The 22,210-nt window shown below is 71.6% G+C and carries 24 protein-coding genes and 1 pseudogene; 19 read left to right on the top strand and 6 right to left on the bottom strand.

The annotated features are described in order from the left end of the window. Nucleotides 1-41: 41 nt before the first annotated feature. The 6 genes and pseudogenes from ACIA77_RS26430 to ACIA77_RS26405 all read left to right on the top strand — a co-directional run. Complete coding sequence (locus ACIA77_RS26430) at nucleotides 42-683, top strand: DUF2848 family protein (RefSeq protein ID WP_395888657.1); 642 nt, start codon at nucleotides 42-44, stop codon at nucleotides 681-683. After that, nucleotides 683-2,119: a 4-hydroxyphenylacetate 3-hydroxylase family protein gene (locus ACIA77_RS26425; RefSeq protein ID WP_395888656.1), complete on the top strand. Its 1,437-nt coding sequence runs from the start codon at nucleotides 683-685 to the stop codon at nucleotides 2,117-2,119. Before ACIA77_RS26430 ends, ACIA77_RS26425 begins: the two co-directional genes overlap by 1 nt. Beyond that, nucleotides 2,116-2,454 (top strand): cupin domain-containing protein, encoded by a 339-nt coding sequence (locus tag ACIA77_RS26420; protein ID WP_395888655.1) that lies wholly within the window; start codon nucleotides 2,116-2,118, stop codon nucleotides 2,452-2,454. Before ACIA77_RS26425 ends, ACIA77_RS26420 begins: the two co-directional genes overlap by 4 nt. After that, nucleotides 2,451-2,990, top strand: coding sequence for a flavin reductase family protein (locus tag ACIA77_RS26415; RefSeq protein WP_395888654.1), 540 nt, complete (start codon nucleotides 2,451-2,453; stop codon nucleotides 2,988-2,990). The genes ACIA77_RS26420 and ACIA77_RS26415 overlap by 4 nt, the downstream gene beginning before the upstream one ends. 301 nt (nucleotides 2,991-3,291) lie before the next feature. After that, complete coding sequence (locus tag ACIA77_RS26410; RefSeq protein WP_395888653.1) at nucleotides 3,292-3,687, top strand: hypothetical protein; 396 nt, start codon at nucleotides 3,292-3,294, stop codon at nucleotides 3,685-3,687. Between the two features lie 11 nt (nucleotides 3,688-3,698). Beyond that, nucleotides 3,699-4,136: pseudogene (locus tag ACIA77_RS26405) on the top strand (IS5/IS1182 family transposase); the annotation flags it as partial. Between the two features lie 34 nt (nucleotides 4,137-4,170). On the opposite strand, the gene ACIA77_RS26400 reads toward ACIA77_RS26405, so the two are convergent. From ACIA77_RS26400 to ACIA77_RS26390, 3 genes are all read right to left on the bottom strand, one after another. After that, the gene (locus ACIA77_RS26400) at nucleotides 4,171-5,778 is read right to left on the bottom strand and encodes an AMP-binding protein (protein ID WP_395888652.1); all 1,608 of its coding nucleotides are present in this window, start codon (nucleotides 5,776-5,778) and stop codon (nucleotides 4,171-4,173) included. Continuing rightward, nucleotides 5,775-5,972, bottom strand: a complete 198-nt coding sequence (locus ACIA77_RS26395; protein WP_395888651.1) for a hypothetical protein — start codon at nucleotides 5,970-5,972, stop codon at nucleotides 5,775-5,777. Before ACIA77_RS26395 ends, ACIA77_RS26400 begins: the two co-directional genes overlap by 4 nt. An 81-nt stretch (nucleotides 5,973-6,053) precedes the next feature. Beyond that, on the bottom strand, nucleotides 6,054-7,637 hold the full coding sequence (locus ACIA77_RS26390) for an MGH1-like glycoside hydrolase domain-containing protein (protein ID WP_395888650.1): 1,584 nt from the start codon (nucleotides 7,635-7,637) through the stop codon (nucleotides 6,054-6,056). A 295-nt stretch (nucleotides 7,638-7,932) separates the two neighbouring features. Here ACIA77_RS26390 and ACIA77_RS26385 point away from each other — a divergent pair, with 295 nt between their 5' ends. The 4 genes from ACIA77_RS26385 to ACIA77_RS26370 all read left to right on the top strand — a co-directional run bounded on the left by ACIA77_RS26385 (nucleotide 7,933) and on the right by ACIA77_RS26370 (nucleotide 11,847). Next, on the top strand, nucleotides 7,933-8,574 hold the full coding sequence (locus ACIA77_RS26385; protein ID WP_395888649.1) for a hemerythrin domain-containing protein: 642 nt from the start codon (nucleotides 7,933-7,935) through the stop codon (nucleotides 8,572-8,574). A 649-nt stretch (nucleotides 8,575-9,223) separates the two neighbouring features. Then, entirely contained in the window at nucleotides 9,224-10,150 is a 927-nt protein-coding gene (locus tag ACIA77_RS26380; RefSeq protein ID WP_395888648.1) for an AraC family transcriptional regulator, read from the top strand. A 98-nt stretch (nucleotides 10,151-10,248) separates the two neighbouring features. Beyond that, nucleotides 10,249-11,130, top strand: a complete 882-nt coding sequence (locus tag ACIA77_RS26375; RefSeq protein WP_395888647.1) for a dioxygenase — start codon at nucleotides 10,249-10,251, stop codon at nucleotides 11,128-11,130. 99 nt (nucleotides 11,131-11,229) lie between these two features. Continuing rightward, a complete protein-coding gene (locus tag ACIA77_RS26370) occupies nucleotides 11,230-11,847 on the top strand; it encodes a hypothetical protein (RefSeq protein WP_395888646.1) in 618 nt (205 codons plus the stop codon). 12 nt (nucleotides 11,848-11,859) lie between these two features. Here ACIA77_RS26370 and ACIA77_RS26365 read toward each other — a convergent pair whose 3' ends face one another. Then, on the bottom strand, nucleotides 11,860-12,477 hold the full coding sequence (locus tag ACIA77_RS26365) for a TetR/AcrR family transcriptional regulator (protein ID WP_395888645.1): 618 nt from the start codon (nucleotides 12,475-12,477) through the stop codon (nucleotides 11,860-11,862). A gap of 96 nt (nucleotides 12,478-12,573) precedes the next feature. On the opposite strand from ACIA77_RS26365, the gene ACIA77_RS26360 reads away from it, so the two are divergent. Together ACIA77_RS26360 and ACIA77_RS26355 are read left to right on the top strand one after the other, a co-directional pair. Further along, a complete protein-coding gene (locus ACIA77_RS26360; protein ID WP_395888644.1) occupies nucleotides 12,574-13,245 on the top strand; it encodes a nitroreductase family protein in 672 nt (223 codons plus the stop codon). 36 nt (nucleotides 13,246-13,281) lie between these two features. After that, the gene (locus tag ACIA77_RS26355) at nucleotides 13,282-14,508 is read left to right on the top strand and encodes an MFS transporter (RefSeq protein WP_395888643.1); all 1,227 of its coding nucleotides are present in this window, start codon (nucleotides 13,282-13,284) and stop codon (nucleotides 14,506-14,508) included. 55 nt (nucleotides 14,509-14,563) lie between these two features. Here the strand turns inward: ACIA77_RS26355 and ACIA77_RS26350 are convergent, their stop codons facing one another. After that, nucleotides 14,564-15,073, bottom strand: coding sequence for an AAA family ATPase (locus ACIA77_RS26350; RefSeq protein ID WP_395888642.1), 510 nt, complete (start codon nucleotides 15,071-15,073; stop codon nucleotides 14,564-14,566). A 128-nt stretch (nucleotides 15,074-15,201) separates the two neighbouring features. On the opposite strand from ACIA77_RS26350, the gene ACIA77_RS26345 reads away from it, so the two are divergent. Further along, nucleotides 15,202-15,741, top strand: a complete 540-nt coding sequence (locus ACIA77_RS26345) for a flavin reductase family protein (protein ID WP_395888641.1) — start codon at nucleotides 15,202-15,204, stop codon at nucleotides 15,739-15,741. On the opposite strand, the gene ACIA77_RS26340 is transcribed toward ACIA77_RS26345, so the two are convergent. Continuing rightward, entirely contained in the window at nucleotides 15,738-16,685 is a 948-nt protein-coding gene (locus ACIA77_RS26340) for a LysR substrate-binding domain-containing protein (protein WP_395888640.1), read from the bottom strand. The genes ACIA77_RS26345 and ACIA77_RS26340 overlap by 4 nt on opposite strands. Before the next feature lie 127 nt (nucleotides 16,686-16,812). Here ACIA77_RS26340 and ACIA77_RS26335 point away from each other — a divergent pair, with 127 nt between their 5' ends. From ACIA77_RS26335 to ACIA77_RS26310, 6 genes are read left to right on the top strand one after another with little or no spacing between them, the layout of a single operon-like run. Beyond that, entirely contained in the window at nucleotides 16,813-18,267 is a 1,455-nt protein-coding gene (locus ACIA77_RS26335; protein ID WP_395888639.1) for a 2-hydroxymuconic semialdehyde dehydrogenase, read from the top strand. Further along, nucleotides 18,264-19,079 (top strand): 2-keto-4-pentenoate hydratase, encoded by an 816-nt coding sequence (locus ACIA77_RS26330; protein WP_395888638.1) that lies wholly within the window; start codon nucleotides 18,264-18,266, stop codon nucleotides 19,077-19,079. The genes ACIA77_RS26335 and ACIA77_RS26330 overlap by 4 nt, the downstream gene beginning before the upstream one ends. Beyond that, nucleotides 19,076-20,011: an acetaldehyde dehydrogenase (acetylating) gene (locus tag ACIA77_RS26325; RefSeq protein WP_395888637.1), complete on the top strand. Its 936-nt coding sequence runs from the start codon at nucleotides 19,076-19,078 to the stop codon at nucleotides 20,009-20,011. The genes ACIA77_RS26330 and ACIA77_RS26325 overlap by 4 nt, the downstream gene beginning before the upstream one ends. Continuing rightward, on the top strand, nucleotides 20,008-21,033 hold the full coding sequence (gene dmpG / locus ACIA77_RS26320) for a 4-hydroxy-2-oxovalerate aldolase (RefSeq protein WP_395888636.1): 1,026 nt from the start codon (nucleotides 20,008-20,010) through the stop codon (nucleotides 21,031-21,033). Before ACIA77_RS26325 ends, dmpG begins: the two co-directional genes overlap by 4 nt. Beyond that, nucleotides 21,030-21,785 carry a 2-keto-4-pentenoate hydratase gene (locus tag ACIA77_RS26315; RefSeq protein WP_395888635.1) on the top strand — a complete coding sequence of 252 codons (756 nt, stop codon included), beginning with the start codon at nucleotides 21,030-21,032 and terminating at the stop codon, nucleotides 21,783-21,785. Before dmpG ends, ACIA77_RS26315 begins: the two co-directional genes overlap by 4 nt. Continuing rightward, complete coding sequence (locus ACIA77_RS26310) at nucleotides 21,785-22,207, top strand: RidA family protein (RefSeq protein ID WP_395888634.1); 423 nt, start codon at nucleotides 21,785-21,787, stop codon at nucleotides 22,205-22,207. Before ACIA77_RS26315 ends, ACIA77_RS26310 begins: the two co-directional genes overlap by 1 nt. Nucleotides 22,208-22,210: the final 3 nt, after the last annotated feature.

The raw sequence follows: 22,210 nt of genomic DNA, 5'->3' as shown, positions 1-22,210 counted from the left end.
GGCGCTCGTCGCGGCCGTCCGGGCCGCTGCAAAGGAGGACTGTGTCTCTTTCTCTGACCGTGGTGGGTACGGGCGCGCGGCTGCAGATCGAGCCGAAGCGGACTGCCGTCGCGGGGTGCACCGCGAAGGACGAAGCCGCCGTGGAGCACCACATCGCCGAGCTCGCGGCGATCGGCGTGCCGCGCCCGGCGACCGTGCCGGCCCACTACGTCCTCGATGCCGACCTGCTGACGACCGCACCCGTGATCGAGGTGGGCTCGGCGGCGACGTCCGGTGAGGTCGAGCCCGTGGCGATCCGCCACGACGGGCACTACTACCTCGGTGTCGGCTCGGACCACACCGACCGCGACTTGGAGCGCACGGACATCGAACAGTCGAAGGCAGCGTGCCCGAAGCCGCTCGGTGAGCGAGTCGTCGAACTCTCCACTGTGGACTGGGACCGCCTGTTCGCCGAGTCCCAGGTGGACGAAGAGCTGTACCAGCAGGGCGGCGTCGAGGCGTTGCGCCACCCCACCGACACGGTGAGCCGGCTGCCCGCCGGTGTGGACGACGGTGGTGACCTAGTGCTCTACTGCGGCACGCTGGCGCTGCTCGGTCGCGAGTTCCGCTACGGCACCCGGCGGCGCCTGCCCGGCGGGCCCGTTCTGAACCACCTGTACGAAACCCAGCTGAGGAGGGCCTGATGCGCACCGGCTCCGAGTACCTGACCGCGATCGACGACGGCCGCCGGGTGTACCTCGACGGTAAGCGGGTCGACGGGGTGGCGCGGCATCCCGCGTTCGCGCCGATCGCGAAGACCATCGGGGAGCTGTTCGACCTCGCGGCTGATCCGAAGGCCGGCATCGCGCGGCCCGGGCCGGGCGGTGCAGCCGTGAACCGCCTGTTCACGGCGCCGCGCAGCCGCGAGGAGCTGACCGCGTTCCGGGAGGCGGCCACCGCCTGGGCGCGCCACACCCACGGCTGGGTCGGGCGCAGCCCGGACCACGTCGGGGCGTTCCTGGCGGCGTTCGCGGCGCACCCGGAGGTGTTCGGTGAGCGGGCGGCGAACGTGACGGCGTACCAGAAGCGGGTCGTCGACGAGGACCTCTACGTGTCGTACGCGATCATCCCGCCGCAGGTGTCGCGCGCCACGACCGCGAGCGCGTGGGACGGGGACCTCGTGCAGGTCGGTGTCGCCGAGGAACGGGGCGACGGCATCGTCGTGCGCGGCGCGCAGATGCTCGCCACGGGCGGCGCGGTCGCCGACGAGATCTTCGTGTCGTGCATCAAACCGCTGACGCCGGAGGACACGGATTTCGCGCTGAGCTTCGCGTTGCCCGTGGACACCGAGGGCCTGAAGCTCTACTGCCGCCGGCCGTACGCGCCGGCCGCGACCAGCCACTACGACTACCCGCTCACCACGCGCTTCGACGAGACCGACGCGCTGGTGGTGTTCGAGGACGTGTTCGTGCCGTGGGAGCGCGTGTTCGTCTACCGCGACGTCGCGGGCGTGCGGCGGCAGTTCTTCGAGACGGGCGCCCACGTGCTCGGCAACTGGCAGGCGCAGATCCGGTTTTCGGTCAAGCTGCAATTCCTGGCGGGGCTGGCGCGCAAGGTCGCGGCGGTCAACGGGGTCGACAAGTTCCCCGGGGTCGTCGAGAAGCTCGGGGAGCTCGCGAGTCTCGTGTCGCTGGTCGAATCGGCCGTGCTGGCCGCGGAATACACCGCCGCGCCGGACGACGCGGGGTTCTGGCGGCCGGGCAGCCGTGCGCTGTACGGCGCGATGGGCATGCAGTCGGAGCTCTACCCGCGGGTGCTGGCGATCCTGCGCGACCTCGTCGGCGGCGGGGTGCTGCAGGTTCCGTCGAGCGTCGAGGACATGACGAGCCCCGAGACGCGCGCGGACATCGACCGCTACATCTACAGTCCCAGCGCGCCGGCGGCCGAGCGCGTGAAGCTGTTCAAACTGGCGTGGGACGCGGTGGGCAGCGAATTCGCCGGGCGCCACCACCAGTACGAACTGTTCTACGCGGGCGCGCCCTTCGTCGTGAAGGGTTACGCGTTCCGCAATTACGGCTTCGACGGCCCGCTGTCCGAAGTGGACCGTTTCCTGGCCGGCTACACCGAGGAGACCCCGTGAGCAAGCCCGAACACGAGTTCTTCCCCGTCACGGACGTCGAGTTCACCGTCTGCAAGGGCGACGACCCGAAGATCACCGAACGCGTCCTCGCCGACGACGACGGGGTGGCCACGCGCATCCTGCGCTACGAACCGGGCGCCGATTCGACGCCGATGGGCGTGCAGGCGCACGACTTCTGGGAGGAGGTCTACATCCTGGCGGGTTCGTTCACCGACCTGACGCTGGGCGAGACCTTCACGAAGGGCATGTACGCGTGCCGTCCGCCGGGCATGCCGCACGGGCCCTGGCGCACCGACGAGGGTGTGCTCACCTTCGAGGTCCGTTACCGCGCATGACCAGCATGCCCCCCGACTGCACGCCGGGCCCCGGTTCCGTCGACGCGGTGGCGATGCGGACCGCCATGGGCCGCTTCGCCACCGGCGTCGCCGTGGTCACCACCACCGACGGCGACGTCCCGCACGGGATGACGGTGAACTCGCTGACGTCGGTGTCCCTGTCGCCGCCGCTGGTGCTCGTCTGCCTGACGACGGGCGCGCGAACCACCGAGGCCGTGGTCACGGCGGGCCGCTTCGCGGTGAACGTCCTGTCCACGCGCCAGGAACAACTCGCCCTGCGCTTCGCCCGCCGCGGCGAAGACCACTTCTCGGGCCTGCCGGTGAAAACGGGCTCGCACGCCGTGCCGGTCATCCCGGACGCCCTGGTGCACCTCGAGTGCTCCGTCCACCACACCCTGACCGCCGGCGACCACGACGTCGTCCTCGGCGAGGTCCTCAAGGTCTGCTCCCGCGACGGCGCCCCACTGGGCTTCCTCGGCGGCCGCTTCAGCGACGTCGTGGACCGCGGTCACGAACCGGTGCCGTGGTTCTTCTAGCCGCCCTTGAGCCGCTGGGCGAGGAGGGCACGGCTGCCGTCTCCAGTGACACCGTGGTCCGCGAGCCACCGACCGCGGTTGCCGCCTCCCCGATCGACCCGCCTTCCGCGCCGTGCAACACAATCCGCGACCGCAACGCCGGCACTTGCGCGGTCTTGCGGCGCCGCGCCCACCCGGTCCGCACCGGCCGATCCTCATCGGAGAGCGCGACGGGTTCAAGCTTGGGGCATCGCGACACCCCTTGGCTTTCCACGAACCACTGACTCAGGGTGACCGGAGCGCTGCCGCTAGCCTGCGCGACATGAGCTACGACCTGTTCGTGCAGGGCTTCGACGACGGCGACGCGGCCCCGATGCCGTCGTCGGCCTTCGACGTGTTCCGCTCGCACGTCGACCGGGCGGACTCCGAGCACCACTTCTGGCACGTGCGCACGCCGGACGGCGGCGAGGCCGACATCTACGCCGACGTGACAGCGGGAACCTTCCACAGCTTCATGATCCAACGCTTCTCCACAGGGCGTCCGCTCGACCTGCTCGCGGAGTTCACCATCCGGGCCGGCGCCGTCATCCTGGCTCCCGACGGCCCGGCGATGCTGACAGCGGAGGCTCAGCGCCGGCACCTGCCCGACGGCTTCCAGCGCGACGCGATCGTCGTGCGCAACGGCGACGACATCCGGCACGCCCTCGAAACGTTCTGACGCACTGCCAACGAATCACCGACTCACGACCTACGATGAGCCGGATCGGGCCGCTGCTGGCACTGGCCTCGATCCGCAAGCGGCGGATCGGCCCGATCGCGATCGTGGACGGCACGGTGATGCCGACGGCGATCACCGGTTGGCGGCGCCGTCTCCCGCGACTCTGGGATCGAGCGGGAACTGGTGGGGCGCCGGGTGATGGCCGACCGGGCTGGCACGGCAACCCGGCCGTGATCACGCCCTGAGGCGAACGTCGTGACGGTGGTGATCTGCCAGATTGGCGGGAAGGCCTCGATGCCGCTCGCGGCAAGATCCGTGTCCGCGTCGAACACGCCCTGGCCCGGATGAAGTGCTCGAAGATCCCGCGCGACTACCGCCGCGCCGCCACCACGCTGAACGACGCGGTGTCCGGCATCGCGCACCTGCGCAACATTCTCCTCACAAGCTGACCCGCACCACCGGTCTCGCCGACCACAAGATCAGTCACGAGACCGTCCCTTGTTCCTGTGCGAGCCGCTGGGCGAGCAGGTCTTTGCGGACCTTGCCAAAAGCGTTACGCGGTAGCTCGGTCACCAGCTCCAGCCGGGTGGGCCAGTACCACTCCGTCATCCCCAGCCCGGCCAGGAAGTCCCGCAGGTCGGCCAGTGTCGGTGGGGTCGGGCCGGGCACGACGAGCGCGGCGGGGAGTTCGCCGGCGGTGGGGTCCGGGTAGCCGACGAGGGCGACGTCGGTGACGGCGGGGTGGGCGAGGAGCGCGGATTCGACGTCGGCGGCCGGGATCATGAGGACGCCGCCGATGCGGTCGGCGTCGCGGCCCAGGAGGCGGATGCCGCCGCGGCCGTCGGGGATCGCGAGGTCGCCGGTGTCGTACCAGCCGTCGTCGTGGTCGGCGAGGACGTGGAGGGAGCCGGTGTCGCGGCCGACCGTCGCGAGGCAGACGGTGGCGCCGCGCACGTACAGGCGCGCGGGTTTCTCGGCGGTGATCTCCGGCAGGTCCGTGCGCAGGTCGAGTTCGCTGCCGCGGGAAATGCGGCCGACGCTGTGCAGCGCCCAGTCCGGCGGGTCGTCCGCGCGCATGAGGGTGCCGCCGGATTCGGTCATGCCCCAGCACGTGCGCAGCGGCAGGCCGAGCACCCGCGCGACGTCCGCGAAGAGCGGAGCCGGCGTCGCGGTGCCGAGCGTCGTCACCAACTGCAGCGCGCCGCGGCGGACGTGGGGCATCAGCTCGGTCAGGAAAACCGGCGCGATCAGCAATTGCGTCACGCCCGTTTCCGCCAGCAGGTCCGCGACGGCCGCCGGATCCCAGCGGTCCGCGACGACACCGCAGCCGCCGGTGAGCAGCGGGCGCATGAGGCAGAAGAAGATGCCACCGGTGTGCGTCAGCGAATGCGGCGTGGAGAACACGCCGGGCTCGTCGTCGGTGACGTGCGCGGCGGCGGTGGCGTACTCGGTGTTGAGCGTGTGCAGCGCGGCCTTCGGCTCGCCCGTGGTGCCGGACGTGAACAGCACCAGGCTGACCTGGTCCGGATCCACCTTCGCCTCGGACAACGGAATCGGCTGCGCCCGCTCGAAAACGGCGAAATCGGGCGACCCCAGCACGATCCGGTGCCGCAGCCGCGGCAGGCGCGGCGCCAGTTCGGCCAGCGAGGCACCGTCGGCGGTCACGCACACCGAAGCGCCCACCCGCGCGAGCACCCGTTCCAGCTCACGCGACCGGATCGTCGGCATGATCGGCGCCACGACCGCGCCGACGGCAAAACAGGCCAGCAGCACCACGTTGACCTGCCACACGTTCGGCAGCTGCAGCGCCACGACCTGGCCCGGCCCGACGCCGAGCTCCTTCAACGCCCCGGTGTAGACCGACACCAGTCGCGCGTATTCGCGGTAGGTCAACCGCGTCGTCTCCCCGGTGTCGACGCACCGCGCGACGAGCGCGAGCGCGTCCGGCGTTTCGTCGCGCCACCGGGCCAGGTCGTCGAGCGGGGAACCGTCGCGCCACACGCCTTCCGCGCGCAACCGCGCCGCCGGGGCCGCCGGCGGCCGGAGGCTGAACACCGTCAGCCCCGGCCCCGGGGTGAACACGTCGGTCATGCGGTGACCATCCGCGCCGGGTGCGGCGTATGGCTCGCGGGCAGGAGGCGGACGTCGTTCGTGCGGGTGGCCATGTTCTCCTGCAGCTCCACGGGAAGTGAATTGTCCAGCTCGGTGATGACGTAGCTCGTGGGCCCAGTCTGCCACGCCGCGCGGGACACGTGATCCGCGAACGGCCGCAGCAGCCGGGCCACCGCCAGGATCCTTTCTGCCTTCGACCGGTCGCCGACGACCTGCGCGCGCGGCTCGGCCCGCAGGTCGCCGAAGGGTGGCCGCTACCCGAGTGCGAGCCGGACCTCGTGGTGGCCCGACAGCCCCGCCGGGACCTTCGGCGCAGCGGGGTGACCGTCCACAGTGCACGCCGTGACGCGGGTGCCGGAGCCCCGCAGCGTGAGGTCGAGCGTGGTGTGGCGATAGGACAGACCGCGCAGCGTCGCCGTGCCCCAGCCGTCGGGCAGGCAGGGAGCGAACTGCAGGCCGTCCGGGGTGAAGGTGAGCCCGAACAGGCCGGAGTAGAGCATGCGGAGGTAGCCGGTCGCGGACCACGCCTGGTCGGGCTGTGACGTGAACTGCTCGAGGGCGCCCGAGCCACCGGTCTGCCACCCGCCCTGCACGGCGCCGGTCTTGCTGTCGTAGATCTCGTAGAAGTTGCCCTTCGTGGCGGTGACGAGCGAAGCGAGCTCGGTGACGGCGCGGCCGAACAGGTCAGGGCGGCGGGCGTGCGCGGTGGCGTGGCCGAAGAAGGAGTGCACCATCGGCCACACGACCACGTTGTGCCGCCCGGGTTTCTCGTCGCTGAACCGCGCGAAGTGGGGGTAGCTGTTCACGATCCCGTGCGGTTCCCAGTGCGTGTTCCGCAGCACCGACGCGACCCGGTTGTCGTCGGCGACCCCGAGCAGGATCGCGAACGCCAGGCCCGCTCCTTCCTGCGACGCGTCGAGCTGCCCGGCGAGCGGACCGGTGCCGTGGATGAAGTAGCCGTACGTGCCGGCGTCCGCGCGCCAGAACTGCGAGTTGATCGCGGTGCGCAGTTTCGCGGCTTCGGCCTCGTGCGCGCGGCCGTCCTTGTGCAGTGCACGGGCCATGTTCACCAGCGCCAGAAAAGCGCCGTGGTAGAGGCAGTTCGTGGACAGGCACAGGAGTTCCGCCGACTGCGGGTAGTCGAGCACGAACGACGAGTGGATGCCCGGCTCCCACGGCGGCGCGGGATAACCGGCGATGCCGTCGTTCATGAAGCTCGGGCCCTTGAACAGGCCGCGCGTGCTGTCGAAGCTCTTCGCCTTGCGCTGCGCGAGCGTCGCGACGCCGATTTCGTAGGCGGTGGCGAGGAAATCCGCGTCTCCGGTGACGGTGTAGTGGTGCCACGCGCCGAGCACCCACACGATCTGGTCCCACCACTGGTTGTCCTGCTGGACGATCGGGCCCTCGTCCACAACGGACAGCAGCGTGTTCCGGCCGACCGGCGGGCCCAGCAGGCTCACGGCGTTCCACGCGTTCACGGCGGCGTCGCGCGTCCAGCGCTGCGGTGCGGGATAACCACCGCCGGCGCGGACGAACGTGCCCGGCGGGTAGCTCAGCAGGCCGGCCTTGTCGTAGGTCGGCGGGTCGGCGTAGGCGGTGTTGATGCCGACGACGTCGGTGAGCGCGTCTTCGTACCGCGCGCCGACGAGGTGCTGGGTGCGTTCGTCGGAGAATTCGAGCGTCGGCAGCGTGTAGACGGTCCGCGGCGCCGGGCTGGGTGGCGCGGCCGCCGAGGCGGGTGGTGCCGCGGCGAGCCCCGCGGCTCCCGCCGCTCCGGCCCCGGCCAGGGCGAGGAACCCCCGCCGGCCGACTTTCGCTTCCCCCGTGCGCTCGGACATGCAGGCTCCGTTCCCCGATGCTGACATCGTTGTCGGCTGCTGTGCCGACGATGCTAGGGACCAAGATCGGACCCGGACAACGGCGCGGGAGGTTCCTGTCCCGGGGCCTGTCCCGCGATTACGCCGATCGCGTGCACCTCGTGCGCGGCGCGGGAGGGATCCGCCGACCGTGGTCAACGGCTCCCGTGGCGAAACGGTTCACCCAGGTCAGCGCGGGTGCCGGAGCGGGCAGACGTGCGGTCCGAAGGGGCAATCAGATTGATTGGAGAGCCCTATACCCAACACAGTGGAGGCCATGAGCGAAGCCCTGACTGACGTCGTGGCGGTCGTCGAGACCCGCCTGACCCACGACCTGCACCGCCGCGCCACCACGCTGCTGACCGACGCCGCCGCCGACCGGGCGGTGCCTCTGCCGGCGCTGGCCGAGCTGCGCGATTTCCTCGTGCAGAACCTGCACCACCACCACGAGTCCGAGGACGACGAGCTGTGGCCGCTGATCACGGCCGTCGCCCCGGACGCGGGCAAGGGCCTCGTGGACCTCGGCGACGAGCACGACGAGCTCGACCGCAAGCTCGACGCACTGGCCGCCGTGCCGCTCGAGAGCGACGACGACCGCGCCGCGCTGCGCGAAGGGGCCGCCGCGGTCCGCGACCTCATCCACCAGCACCTGGAGCACGAGGAACCGGTGCTGTTCCCGGCCCTGCGCGAGCACCTGCCCGCAGAGACGTGGGCGAAGTTCTCGCAGCACGTGATCGCGACGGCCCCGCCGATCGCGCCGCACCTGATGGTCGGCTTCTTCGACCAGGTCGGCACTCCCGAGGAGGTCGACGTCGTGCTCTCCGGGCTGCCCGAGCCCGTGCGGCCGCTGCTGCCCGCCCTCCGGCAGCAGGGCAAGGAGGCCCTGCAGGTCCTCGCGGGCGCCGGCGCGCCTGCCTGATCGCGGCGAACGGGCCCGGTCCGCACAGCGCGGACCGGGCCTCGCCGCGTCAGCGCACCCGCCCGGCGGGCAGCCGGCGAAGCGCGAGAGCCACAGGCTGAACACCAGCTGCGCCACCCAGATCGGCACGCACAGCAGCAAGAGCAGCGCCCAGCACCCGAGCGCGGTGTGGCCAAATGACTGGACCGCGACGCCCGTCGCCAGCCACGAAACCTGGCCGATCCCCGCGCCGGCGTAGTGGTCCGCGAGGGCCACACCGGTGGCGGCGAGGTCGGCACCGCAGGTCGACGAGAGGGCTCGCCACCGTGTCCACGGCCGACGTTTCGGGCGCCGGCCGGCCGGTGGGGCTGGTGTAGGTGTAGTACGCCCCGAGGTTGCCGAGCAGGATCGCCATCACCGCGATCGCGCGGATGGGTGTCGATCGACTGGATCCGCTGCCGGACCGTCGGCACGGGTTTCGTAGGGGTGTCCACGGAAAAGTCCCCTCGTGTGCGCTGTGGTGGGGAGAATCAACCACCGTCCTGAGTGGCCGGACATCGATCGTGAGGATGATCCGGGGGTTGCCCGAACGCGTTGCGCGGCACGATCGTTTCGGTGATTGGCACGGGAACCGCTGGTTCCGCGGGGAAACCTGATCTACCGTCACCGCGTGGAGCCCTATCCCTATCGCACCTTCACGACCTGCGGGCTGGGGGAAGCGCGCCGGTTCGCGTTGTGGGAGCAGCACAACGAGGAGACGCTGGTGCGGCTGGCCTGTCGGACCCTCACGCAAGGGTCGTTCGAGGGCTGGGAGACCTCGCTTCGCGTCGGGGAGTTCAAGATCGCGAACATCACCGCGACGGCGCACGTCGTGGAGCGCGACCGGCGGCTGATCCGGCGCGACGAGAGCGGCCGGGTGGCGCTGTACTTCACGCTGTTCGGCGAGGCGTTCTTCTACCACGACAACGGGATCCGGCTGCAGCACCCGGGCACGCTGCTGGTGTGCGACCTCGACCACCCGTTCCTGCGCGGGTTCGCCCGGGGTCTGCGCGAGTACGTGCTGATGGTCCCGAAGCCCACGTACGAGGAGCTGACCGGAGGCCCGGCGCCGTCGACGCCGGCCACGCGCCGGTTCTCCCTCGCCGACTCCACCGGCAGCCCGGCCGCGGAGCTGGCGCGCCTGTTGCGTGATCTGCTGGCCGCACCGCCGCACACCGGGCCCGGCACGGAGGCGCGGATCCGCGCGCTGCTGACCGAGCTGGCCGAGGGAGAGCGCCACCCGCTGGCCGCGGAACACCGCCGCCGCGTGCTGGCGCACATCGACGCCCACCTCGGCGACCGCGGGCTCACGACGTCGTCGGTCGCCTCCGCCGTGGGGCTCAGCAATCGCCAGCTCACGCGCGTGTTCAGCCAGGGCGGCGTGGGCCGGGTGATCCGGGAGCGGCGCCTGCGTTCGGCCCACGAGCGGCTCACGGCGGATCCGGCGGCACCGATCGCCCGCGTCGCGCACGCGTGCGGGTTCGCCTCCCACGCCCACTTCACCCGCGCGTTCCGCGAGCACTACGGCGTGCCACCCTCGGCGATCCGCTCCGCTTGACCGCGTCGGCCGTCCCCTTGCCCGGCCCGGCCGCCCCACCGGCGCGCGCCTGGCGCCGCCGCGAAGCTGGCGTCCGGTCACCGGAGAGAGGACACCTGATGAGTGGAGCGGTTTCGCCCGGCCAGACCGGGCTCGAAGAAGGCCTGGTCGAGGAGGTCGTGGCGTCGTTCGCGGGCGCGCCGAGCGCCCGGTTGCGCGAGGTGCTGACCTCGGTCGTGCGCCACCTGCACGCGATCGTGCGGGAGACGCGGCTGACCGAGCAGGAGTGGAACACGGCGATCGAGTTCCTGACGCAGACGGGTCACATCACCGACGACCGGCGCCAGGAGTTCATCATGCTCTCCGACGTGCTGGGCGTTTCGATGCAGACCGTCGCCGTGAGCAACCAGCTCTTCGGGAACGCGACCGAGGCCACCGTGTTCGGGCCCTTCTACCACGAGGGTTCGCCCGAAGTCCCCAACGGCGGCGACATCGCGGCCGGCGCGCACGGGCAGCCGTGCTGGGTCGAGGGCACGGTCACCGACACCGACGGCAAGCCGCTGCCGGGCGCGCGGCTCGAGGTGTGGGAGAACGACGAGGACGGCTACTACGACGTGCAGTACACCGACGGCCGCGTCGCCGGGCGCGCCCACGTCTTCGCCGACGAGCACGGGAACTACCGGTTCTGGGCGCTCACGCCGACGCGCTACCCGCTGCCCACCGACGGTCCCGTCGGCCGCCTGCTCGAAGCCGCCGGCCGGTCGCCGTGGCGGGCCGCGCACCTGCACTTCATGGTCACCCACGAGGGCCACCGGCGGCTCGTCACGCACATCTTCGTACAGGGCGACGACCTGTCCGACGTCGTGTTCGCCGTGCGGGAGTCGCTGGTGCTGCCGTTCGAGCAGCAGCCCGCGGGCACGCCGGCGCCCGACGGGCGCGACCTCGGCGACTCGACGTGGAGCCGAGTGCGGTTCGACGTGGTGCTGGCCCCAGAGAGCTAGGGCTGTCCGGCACCGGAGGGGCACGCCGCGTTCCTGAACCTCCCCGTCGCCCCGTCCAGGGGTGTGGTCCGGACCGGCCGGCCTGCCATCGTCGCAGGCATGGGAATGCACTCAGTGAACCGGAAAACGGTGTGGCGGGTGGCGTTGACGGCCGTCCTGGGCTTGGCGTTCGCGGCCGGGACGGCCGGCGCGGCCACGTCCGCCCCCGGCCCCCAGCCGCCGGACGTTCCCGTACCGCCGCCCGGCTCGGTGTACGCGTCGTGGACCCACTCGCACGCCGAGCTGGCGCGCCTGGTCCCGAAGCCGCGTCCGTCCGATGTGTCCTCACCCCGGGCGATCGTCACCGCGCTGCACGAATCGCTGAACGGTCCCCAGGGGAAGTGGAACAGCGATCGGCTGCGCTCGCTCGTCGTGCCCAACGCCGTGTTCATGTCGCTGGGGCAGACCGACGCCGGTGCGACGACGATCGGCAACAACTCGCTCGCCGACTTCCTGAAGGCTGTCCAGGACGTGCACGACCAGTCCGGGTGGTACGAGTACGTCACGAAGATCATCGACGTGTCGACGGTCGCCAAGAAGGGCGGCGAGCTCGGGATCGTGCACTACGCCGGCATCGCGTCGACGACACCCGGCGGAAAGCCCGTGGAACAGGGTGAATCCCAGGCTTCGCTGATGTTCGACGGTGTCCGCTGGTGGGTCGTCAGCGACACCTGGTGAGGTGGCCTGAGCTCAGATCCCGACGCGGCGGCGGTAGTAGTCGTGGGCGAGTTCGCGGATCTCGGCCACGACCCGCTCGTCGCCGCGCGGGTCGAGGCTGAACGCGAAATCCCACAGCGCGCCGACCATCTCGATCGCGATCCGGCAAGTCATCGCGTCGACCGGCTCGCCCTTGAACTCCGTCGCCTTCTGCCGCCACAGCTCGGTGAGCGTTTCGCGGTAGTGGGCGTGGATGAGGACCACGTTGTCCGACGCGCGCCGGTCGAACCACAGCTCGCGCAGTCCCGGCCACTTCGCGAAGTGCTTGCGGTACGAGGTGATGTTGGCGTCGAGCAGGTCGTGGAACGACTCGTGGTGCTTGCCGTGCACGCGTTCGACGGCCGCGATGAGGTTCTCCATGTACTGCGCGGCGACGGCGGCGATCACGGAGTCGACGTCGGGGAAGTAGTGGTAGATCGTGGCCGCCGACGTGCCCGCGCCGTCGGCGATCGCGCGCAGCGTGACCTCGGGGCTGTGCGGACCGTGTTCGTCGATGAGCTTCGTGGCCGCTTCGACGATCTTCGCGCGGCGCGCTCGCCCGCGTTCCTGAGGGGGCAGCAGCTGCTGCCACGGCTGCTGCCCGGCGGTCACGAGGCGAGTTTACACAGCTGGAGTGCTTGACACGGGCGTCTTCCGACCTCAATATTCAAACTCGATTCGAGTTCGACTATGAGAGTTCGGTGAGCAGTGGACGTCTACGAAGCGCTCTACACCACGCGGGTCATGCGGCGGATGAAGCCCGATCCGATCTCGATGGCGAGCCAGTGCCGCATCCTCGACGCCGCGATCCGCGCGCCCAACGGCGGCAACACGCAGCCGTGGCGGTTCGTGGTCGTCGACGACCCGGGGCTGAAGGCCAAGCTGGCCGACGTCTACGCGCGCTGCCGCGAGCGCGAGTACGCCGACATCGTGGCGGGCCGGCTCGGTGTGGTGAAGTACGAGGATCGCGACGAGTGGTGGGAAACCATGCGGTCGCAGATCAAGCGCTCCGGCGACTACTTCGGGGAGCACTTCGCGGAAACTCCGTTGCTGGTCTTCCTGTACACCGCCGAAGCGCACTACGGCGCCAACGTGTTCCCGGCGGTGTGGAGCGCGATGCTCGCCGCGCGCGCCGAGGGCATCGGCGGCGTGCTGAGCACGTTGCTGCGGTTCGAAGAGTCCACTGTGGCCGAACTGCTGGGCGTGCCACCGGACGAGGGCTGGAGCCTCGGCGCGATGCTGGCGTTCGGCTACCCGCTCGGCCGCTGGGGGATCGCGGCGAAGCGGCGGCCGGTGCACGAGGTGGCGCGGCGCAACGGCTGGGACGGCGCGTTCGGCGCCGAGGTGCCGGAACCGTTGTGGGGTAACGACTTTTCGTAGGGGTTCGCGGGGGGCTTGGTCTTTCGGAGGCAAGCTGTGCGGTTCAGAGCTCTGGTCCTGTCCTTCCTCGCGGTCCTCGTCGACGGGTTCGACACGGCCGCGCTGTCGTTTTCCATCCCGTCGCTGGCGCACGAGTGGCACGCGACGGCCGCGGCGTTCACGCTCGCGATCGTGGCCACGAACGTCGGCACGGTCGTCGGGTACCTCGCGGCCGGCCGGCTGTGCGCCCGCTTCGGCCGGCGGCCCGTGCTGCTGACGGGCGTCGGCGTGTTCGCGGCCGGCACGGTGCTGACGGCGGTGGTGCTGCCCTCGCACTCCCTGGCACTGCTGGCGGTGATGCGTCTGGTGTCGGGCCTCGGTCTCGGCGCGGTGCTGCCCGCCGCGGTGTCGTTCGCGGTCGAGCACTTCTCGCCGGTGTACCGCTCGCGGGTGTCCGTCGCGGTCACCCTGGGCCTCGCGGCGGGCGCCACCCTGGGCGGCTTCTTCGGCGGCAAGCTGATCACCGCCCTCGGCCCGACGGGCGTCTTCTGGCTCGCCGGCGCCGCGACGGCAGTCGTGTTCGCGGCGATGCTCGCAGGGCTGCCGCCTGCGGTCGCTGTCGCCGTTTCCCCGCGCGCGGCTTCGGTGCAGCGGCTGTTCGGGTCCGCGTTGCGGGTGAACACCGGGTTGCTGTGGGCGTACTCGTTCCTGGTGTTCGCCTCGTCGTACACGCTCATCTCGTGGGCGCCGACGCTGCTGACGAGCTACGGGTTCTCCCGCACGCAAGCGCCTTTGGGCCTCGCGTTCGTCAGCCTGGGCGGCATCGTCGGCGGCCTGGTGCTCATGCCCGTCGCCGCCCGGATCGGCATCACGCGCGCCCTCGTCGCGCTGCCCGCCCTGGGCGTGGTCTTCATGGTCATCGCCGGCTCGGCTCACCTGTCCGGCGCGCTGCTGCTGGTCGTGCTCACGGTCGCCGGCGTCGGCATCATCGCGGGCCACATCGGCCAGACGGCCCTCGCCGTCGCCCTGTACGACCCCGACGCCCGCACCACCGGCGTCGGCTGGTCGGCCGCACTGGGCCGCCTCGGCTCCGTCGCCGGCCCGGCAGCCGCCGGTTTGCTCCTGGCCCTCACCGTCCCGGCCGGCACCATCCTGCTCCTCGCCACGATCCCGGCACTGGTGGCGATGGGGTGTGCCTTCGCCTTGTGGCGCCGCAACCGGACCGCCCGGGTCCCCGTGCGCCCCGCCGCGGAGGTGACAGCCGGCGACGCCCCGCCGGCCTGACCGCGGCCCCCACGCTCGGGGCGGTGGCGCGCACCGCCCCGAGGGTGGGGGCCGATCAACCGGCCGGCCCGGGGAACGCGGAGTCGAGCCGCGCCACCGTGTCGGCCGGCGACAGGTCCGGCCCCAGCACCACCTCGCCCGGCACTCGAAGGCGGTCGTCGGGCACGTACCAGCCCAGCATGTCCGCCGGCGTGAACTCGGCCGACTGCGGCCGCGTCGCGTGGCGGCGCACGGTGTCGGGGAACGGGATGTCGAGGAAGCACACCAGCGAAGGTCCGCGGTGATCAGCCACGAGGCGGCGCAGCGTCGCGCCGTAGCGGCTCTCGTGGAGGATGCCTTCGAGGATCACGTGGCAGCCGGCGGCGAGCGTGTGGCGGCACATCGCGTCGAGGAGTCCTGGGGTGACTCCGCCGGGGACGTCGTGTTCCCAGAGGATCTCGCGCCGGACCACGTCCTGCTGGATCAGCGCCGTGCCCCGGCCCCAGCGAGTGCGCAGGATGCGTGCGGTCGTGGTCTTGCCGGCGCCGGACGGGCCGCGCAGCACGAGCAGGCGAGGGTCCCCCACAGCTCCCACCGTATGACAGTCCGGGCATGGCCGGGGTGCGGATCGGCATTGGACGGGCATGGCGGGGGAGGCGACGATGGACGGACATCGCCGCTGGTCGAGGGTGGCGGGAGTCGAGGAGGACGTCCGTGGGGACACCACGCAGCACGTACGCGCCCACTGATCCGCACGCGCTCCGGTTCCGCAAGGCGCTGCGCCACTTCCCCAGCGGGGTGTCCGTGGTGACGGTCGCCGACGGGGCGGGTGGGGTGCACGGGATGACCGCGAGCTCCTTCGCGTCCGTGTCGCTCGATCCGCCGCTGTGCGCGGTGAGCGTGAACAAGCCCGGCCGCATGCACCAGCTGCTGCACGGCACCGACGGCCACTTCGGCCTCAGCATCCTCGGCCAGGACCAGGGCACCGTGGCCGACTTCTACGCGCGGCAGCCGTGGAGCGTGGCGCTCGACGTGGACATGGACTGGCAGCACGGGTGCCCCACCGTGGCCGGCGCGCTGGCGTGGTTCGTGTGCCGCAAGTGGGCCGCCTACGACGGCGGTGACCACACCATCTTCGTCGGCGAATCCCTCGACTACGGGTCGACGCCGCGGGAGGACCTGCTGCCGCTCGTCTGGCACAAATCGCATTACCACGACCTGGGTGACGAGCTCGCCCGGCCGGGCCGGAGCTAACCGGGGCCGAGGCGCCGGTTCACCTCGCCGGCCTCGGCCACGAGCTTGTCGATGAGCGCGCTCGCGGACGGGGTCGGCGTGCGCGCCGCGGGCAGGGTCAGGCCGACGCTGTGGCCGATCGGTTCGAGCGACAGCGGCAGTCGCACGATGCCGGGGTCCTCTTCGGTGATCAGGCGCGGCAGCGCGGCCACCACGTCGGTGTCGCGCAGCAGCTGGCGCACGGTCAGGAACGACGTGGCCTCCACGCGGTTCGCGGGCAGCAGCACGTCGTTGCTGTGGAACAGTTCCTCGAGCTCACGCCGCAGCGCCGTCTCGGGCCCGGGCAGGATCCACGGGTAGCCGGCCAGGGTCGCGAGGTCCACGGTCTTGGCGCCCGCCAGCGGGTGGTCCGCGCGCACGACCAGGACCACCGATTCGTCGTACAGCTTCTGCCGCAGGAACCCCTCGTCGGAGATCTGCGTGAGCCGGCCGACGATCAGGTCGAGCCGGCCCGCCGCGAGCTCCACGAGCAGCGACTCCGGGGTCCCGTCGCGCACGGCCACGGTCAGGTTCGGGCGTTCGGCCTTCAACGCGGCGATCGCCCGCGGCAGCAGCACGTTCGACCCGAACAGGTGGGTGCCGACGACCACCGTGCCGCGCTCGGCGCCCGCCAGCTCCACGACGTGCCGGGCCGCCTGGCGGGCCTGCGCCAGGATCGCCCGCGCGTGTTCGGTGAAGGCCTCGCCGTACACGGTCGGCGTCAGGCCCCGCGGGCCGCGCTCGAACAGCTCGACCTCGAGGATCTCCTCCAGCTCGCGCAGGCCGCGGGTCGCCACCGGTTGCGTCACGTGCAGCTCGGCGGCCGCGCCGACGATCGTGCCGCGGCGCGAGATCGCGTCGAGCAGCACGAGGTGGCGGAACTTCATCCGGCCGTCGAGCAGCCGCGGGAGCTCGTGGGGTGCCATCGCTCAGCCTCCTGTCCCCGCACTATAGCCATTTGCGCATATCAACTTAAGCCTTTGGTATTTGTCAGGCATAGCTGGAGGTGGCGACCATGAGCACAGAGCGAATCGAGGGAGCGGGAAGGCGGACATGACGGTGCTCAAGAGCTTCGCAGGCGGTCGGTTCACCGACAGCGGCGGCGACCTGTTCGACAAGGTCAGCCCCGTCGACGGGACGCTGGTCACCCGCGTCGAGGAAGCCGACCAGGGGGTGGTCGACCGCGCGGTGCGCGCCGCCCGCGCCGCCCTGGACGGCGCGTGGGGCCGGGCCTCGGCCGCCGAGCGCGTGGTGGTGCTGCGCCGGATCGCCGACCGCATCGACGAGCGCTTCGACGACCTGCTCGCCGCCGAGGTCGCCGACACCGGCAAACCGCTCGACCTGGCTCGCCGCCTCGACGTGTCGCGCGCCGCCGCGAACTTCCGCGCCGCGGCCGACACGATCGCCTCGGCCGGGCTCGACTCGTTCCTCACCGAAACCCCGGCCGGGCGCGCGCTGAACTACGCGCTGCGCAAGCCGCTGGGTGTGGTCGCGGTGATCGTGCCGTGGAACCTGCCGCTGCTGCTGCTCACGTGGAAGGTCGCGCCGGCGCTGGCCGCGGGCAACGCCGTGGTGGTGAAGCCGTCGGAGGAGACGCCGTCGAGCGCGACCCTGCTGGCCGAGATCATCACCGAAGCCGGCACCCCCGACGGCGCCTACAACGTCGTCCACGGCTTCGGCCCCGGCTCGGCCGGCGAGTTCCTCACGACGCACCCGGGCATCGACGGCGTCACCTTCACCGGCGAATCCCGCACCGGTTCGGCGATCATGCAGGCCGTCGCGCCGCGGGTGCTGCCCGTTTCGTTCGAGCTCGGCGGCAAGAACGCGGCCGTGGTGTTCGACGACGCCGACCTCAGCAAGACCGTCGACGGCCTCGCCCGTTCGACGTTCACCAACACCGGCCAGATCTGCCTGTGCACCGAACGGATCTACGTGCAGCGCGGCGTGTTCGACGAGGTCGCCGCCGGGCTCGCCGAACGCGCTGACGCCCTGCGCTTCGGCCGCCCCGACGACCCCGAGACCACGACGGGCCCGCTGATCTCGCGCCAGCACCGGCAGAAAGTGCTGTCCTACTACGAACTCGCCGAGCAGGAAGGCGCGAAACTCCTCGCGGGCGGCGGGATCCCGGACCTCGGCGAGGAGTTCGAAGGCGGCGCCTGGGTGCGCCCGGCGCTGTGGACGGGCCTCGGCAACACCGATCGCACGCTGCGGGAGGAGATCTTCGGCCCGGTCGCCGCACTCGTGCCGTTCGACACCGAGGACGAGGCGATCCGGCTGGCCAACGACACCGATTACGGTCTCGCCGGCGCCGTGTGGACCACGAACCTCGACCGCGGCCACCGCGTCGCGGGCGCACTGCGCGTGGGCATGTCGTGGGTCAACACGTGGTACCTGCGAGACCTGCGCTCTCCGTTCGGCGGCAACGGGCTTTCCGGCATCGGCCGCGAAGGCGGCGGGCACTCGCTGCACTTCTACACGCAGCCGACGAACGTGTGCGTGGCACTGTGAACGCCCGGGTCGACGCGGCCATCGACACCGCGGTCTCCCGCCTGAACCGGGCCGAGCGTGACCGCACGCCGGTGCAGCCGGTGCGCGACCTCATCGGCGAGGACGACCTCGACGCCGCCTACGAGGTGCAGCGCCGGATCATCGAGGCCAAGGTCGCGAGCGGCCGCCGGATCGTCGGCCGCAAGATCGGCCTCACCTCGGTTGCCGTGCAGCGCCAGCTCGGCGTCGACCGGCCCGATTTCGGGGTGCTGCTGGACGACATGGTCTACGGCGATCGCGCCGACGTGCCGCTGGAGCGCTTCTTGCAGCCCCGCGTCGAAGGCGAAGTCGCTTTCGTCCTCGGTGCCGACCTGCCCGGGAGCGCGACCGTGGTCGACGTGCTGCGCGCCACGGACTTCGTGCTGCCGGCCATCGAGGTCGTCGATTCGCGCGTGGCCGGCTGGGACATCCGGATCACGGACACGGTGGCGGACAACGCCTCCAGCGGCGCGCTCGTGCTCGGCACCCGCCCGCGCGAGCCGGCCGAAGCCGACCTCGCGGGGCTGGGCCTGGTGCTGGAACACGGCGGTGAGCCCGTGTCGACCGGGGTCGGCGCCGCCTGCCTCGGCTCGCCCGCGGTCGCGGTCGCGTGGCTCGCCGGGGAGGTCGCGCGCCGCGGGGCGCCGCTGCGGGCGGGCGAAGTGGTCCTGGCCGGCGCGTGGGGACCGATGGTGCCGGTGACGGCACCCGGGAGCTACCTCGCGCGGTTCGAAGACATCGGAGAGGTCCGGGTGAACTTCACCGGCGGACCGGACGGAGGGAAACGCGCATGAGCACCCCGGTGGCGATCATCGGGTCGGGCAACATCGGTACCGACCTGATGATCAAGGTCAAACGGCTCTCGGCCGAGCTCGAAGTCGTCGCGATGGCCGGCATCGACGCCGCCTCCGACGGGCTCGCGCGGGCGCGCCGGCTCGGGGTCGCGACGTCGCACGAAGGTGTCGGCGGGCTCGTCGAGCTGCCCGAGTTCGCGGACGTCCGGCTGGTTTTCGACGCCACGTCGGCTGGTGCGCACCGGCACAACAACGAAATCCTGAGCGCCCACGGCATCCAGCTCGTGGACCTGACGCCGGCGGCGATCGGGCCGTACGTGGTGCCGACGGTCAACCTCGACGAGCACCTGGGCGCGCCGAACGTCAACATGGTCACCTGCGGGGGCCAGGCCACCACGCCGATCGTCGCCGCGGTGTCTTCGGTGACCCCGGTGGCCTACGCGGAGATCGTGGCGACGATCTCCGCGCGCTCGGCCGGCCCGGGCACCCGGGCGAACATCGACGAGTTCACCGAGACCACCGCGCGGGCGCTCGAAACGGTCGGCGGCGCCGGCCGCGGCAAGGCGATCATCGTGCTCAACCCCGCCGATCCGCCGATCACCATGCGGGACACGGTGTTCTGCCTGGCCGATGAGTCCGAAGTGGACGAAGGCGCCGTGAGCGCGGCGGTCGAAGAGATGGTCGCCCGGGTCCACGCCTATGTGCCGGGCTACCGGCTCAAGCAGCGCGTGCAGTTCGACCGCGTCGACGAGCCGTTCCTGCCTTCGCTCGGGCGCGCGTTCCGCGGCGTCAAGATCGCCGTGTTCCTGGAGGTTTCCGGCGCCGGCCACTACCTGCCGGAGTTCGCCGGGAACCTCGACATCATGACGTCCGCCGCGCTGCGGACCGCCGAGCGCCTCGTGCGCGTGCCGACCGGAGGAGCGGTTCGATGACCGGCAAGCTGTACATCCAGGACGTGACCCTGCGGGACGGCATGCACGCCATCGGGCACCGCTACTCCGTCGACCAGGTCGCCACGATCGCGGCCGCGCTCGACCAAGCGGGCGTCGCGGCCATCGAGGTCGCGCACGGCGACGGCCTCGCCGGCTCCAGCGTGAACTACGGCCACGGCGCCGCCACCGACGCCGCGTGGATCGCCGCCGCGGCCGGGGCCGTCGAACGAGCCACGCTGACCACGCTGCTGCTCCCCGGCGTCGGCACGATCGACGACCTCAAAGCCGCCCGTGACCTCGGTGTCACCAGCGTGCGCGTCGCCACGCACTGCACCGAAGCCGACATCGCGATCCAGCACCTCGCGTGGGCCCGCGACCACGGCATGGACGTGGCCGGGTTCCTCATGCTCAGTCACCTGAACTCGCCGGAGGGCCTGGCGGGCCAGGCGAAGATCATGGAACAGGCCGGCGCGCACTGCGTGTACGTCACCGACTCCGGTGGCCGGCTGACCATGCGCGACGTCGCCGCCCGGATCGACGCCTACCGCGAGGTCCTCGACCCCGGCACGCAGATCGGCATCCACGCGCACGAGAACCTCTCGTTGTCCGTGGCCAACAGCGTCACCGCCGTCGAGCACGGCGCGTACCGGGTCGACGCGTCCCTCGCCGGGCAGGGCGCCGGCGCGGGGAACACGCCGATCGAGGCGTTCATCGCCGTCGCGGACCTGCTGGCGTGGGACCACGGCTGCGACCTGTTCGCGCTGCAGGACGCGGCCGAGGACCTCGTCCGTCCACTTCAGACCCGGCCCGTGCGCGTGGACCGCGAAACGCTGACGCTCGGTTACGCCGGCGTCTACTCCAGCTTCCTGCTGCACGCCGAACGCGCCGCCGCCCGCTACGGGCTCGACGTGCGGGCGATCCTGCTGGAAGCCGGGCTGCGCGGGCTCGTCGGCGGCCAGGAGGACATGCTCGTCGACGTCGCGCTCGACCTGGTGGCGAACCGCGAGGCGGCGCCGGCATGATCGAGGACTTCGCCACGCGGCTCGACGAAGCCGCCACCACCCGCACTCCGTGCGCCCAGCTGTCGGTGGGCTACGACCTGTCGCTCGACGAGGCCTACGCCGTGCAGCGGGAGCTCGCCGGCCGGCGGCTGGCCCGCGGCGAACGCGAATACGGCGTGAAGCTGGGGTTCACCAGCAAGACCAAGGCCGCGCAGATGGGCGTCTCCGACGTGATCATCGGCAGGCTCACCTCCGGCATGGTGCTCGTCGACGGCGGCGAGCTGGACCTCCGCGCGTTCATCCACCCGCGCTGCGAGCCCGAGGTCGCGTTCCGGCTGGGCGAGGACACCGGCGACGGGCCGGTGGTCGAGGCCGTCGCCCCCGCGATCGAGGTGATCGACTCGAGGTACCGCGATTTCAAGTTCTCCCTCGCCGACGTCGTCGCGGACAACACGTCGGCCGCCGCCGTGGTGCTCGGGCCGTGGCGGCCACTCGACGCGGGGCTCGACAACCGCGGCGTGCTGCTCGAAGTGGACGGTCGCCTCGCCGGCGCGGGCTCCACCGCGGCGATCCTCGGCGACCCGCTGCGCGCGATCCCCGCGGCCGTCCGGCTGGCCCGCCGGTACGGGCTCCCGATGCCCGCGGGAACCGTGCTGCTCGCCGGTGCCGCGACCCCCGCCGTCGCGCTGCGGGCGGGCACGCACGTGAGCGCCACCGTGTCCGGCCTCGGCCGGGCGCGCTTCTCGGTGACACCCGGCCCAGGAGGACAGTGATGACCCAAGCCAAGACCGTCGAAGGGAAAGCGACCCCGCGCGGCCGCTACCCGCACGTGAAGCGCGCCGGTGACTTCGTGTTCGTCTCCGGCACCAGCAGCCGCCGGCCGGACAACACGTTCGCCGGCGCCGAGGCCGACGAGTTCGGTACCACGACGCTCGACATCCGCGCGCAGACCGCGGCTGTCCTGGAGAACATCTCCGGCATCCTCGCCTCCGTCGGCGCGAGCCTGGCCGACGTCGTCCAGGTCACCAGCTACCTCGTGAACATGAACGACTTCGGCGGTTACAACGAGGTCTACGGCCGCTACTTCGACGAAACCGGCCCGGCGCGCACGACCGTCGCCGTGCACCAGTTGCCGCACCCGCACCTGCTCATCGAAATCCAGGCCGTCGCCTACGCGCCGAGCGAAAGGAACTGATCA

Origin of the sequence: Amycolatopsis sp. NPDC051903 (genome assembly GCF_044452505.1) — a bacterium.
GTDB lineage: Bacteria > Actinomycetota > Actinomycetes > Mycobacteriales > Pseudonocardiaceae > Amycolatopsis.
The sequence above is the reverse complement of the archived record's forward strand: the minus strand, read 5'-3'. Positions and strand labels throughout refer to the sequence as shown.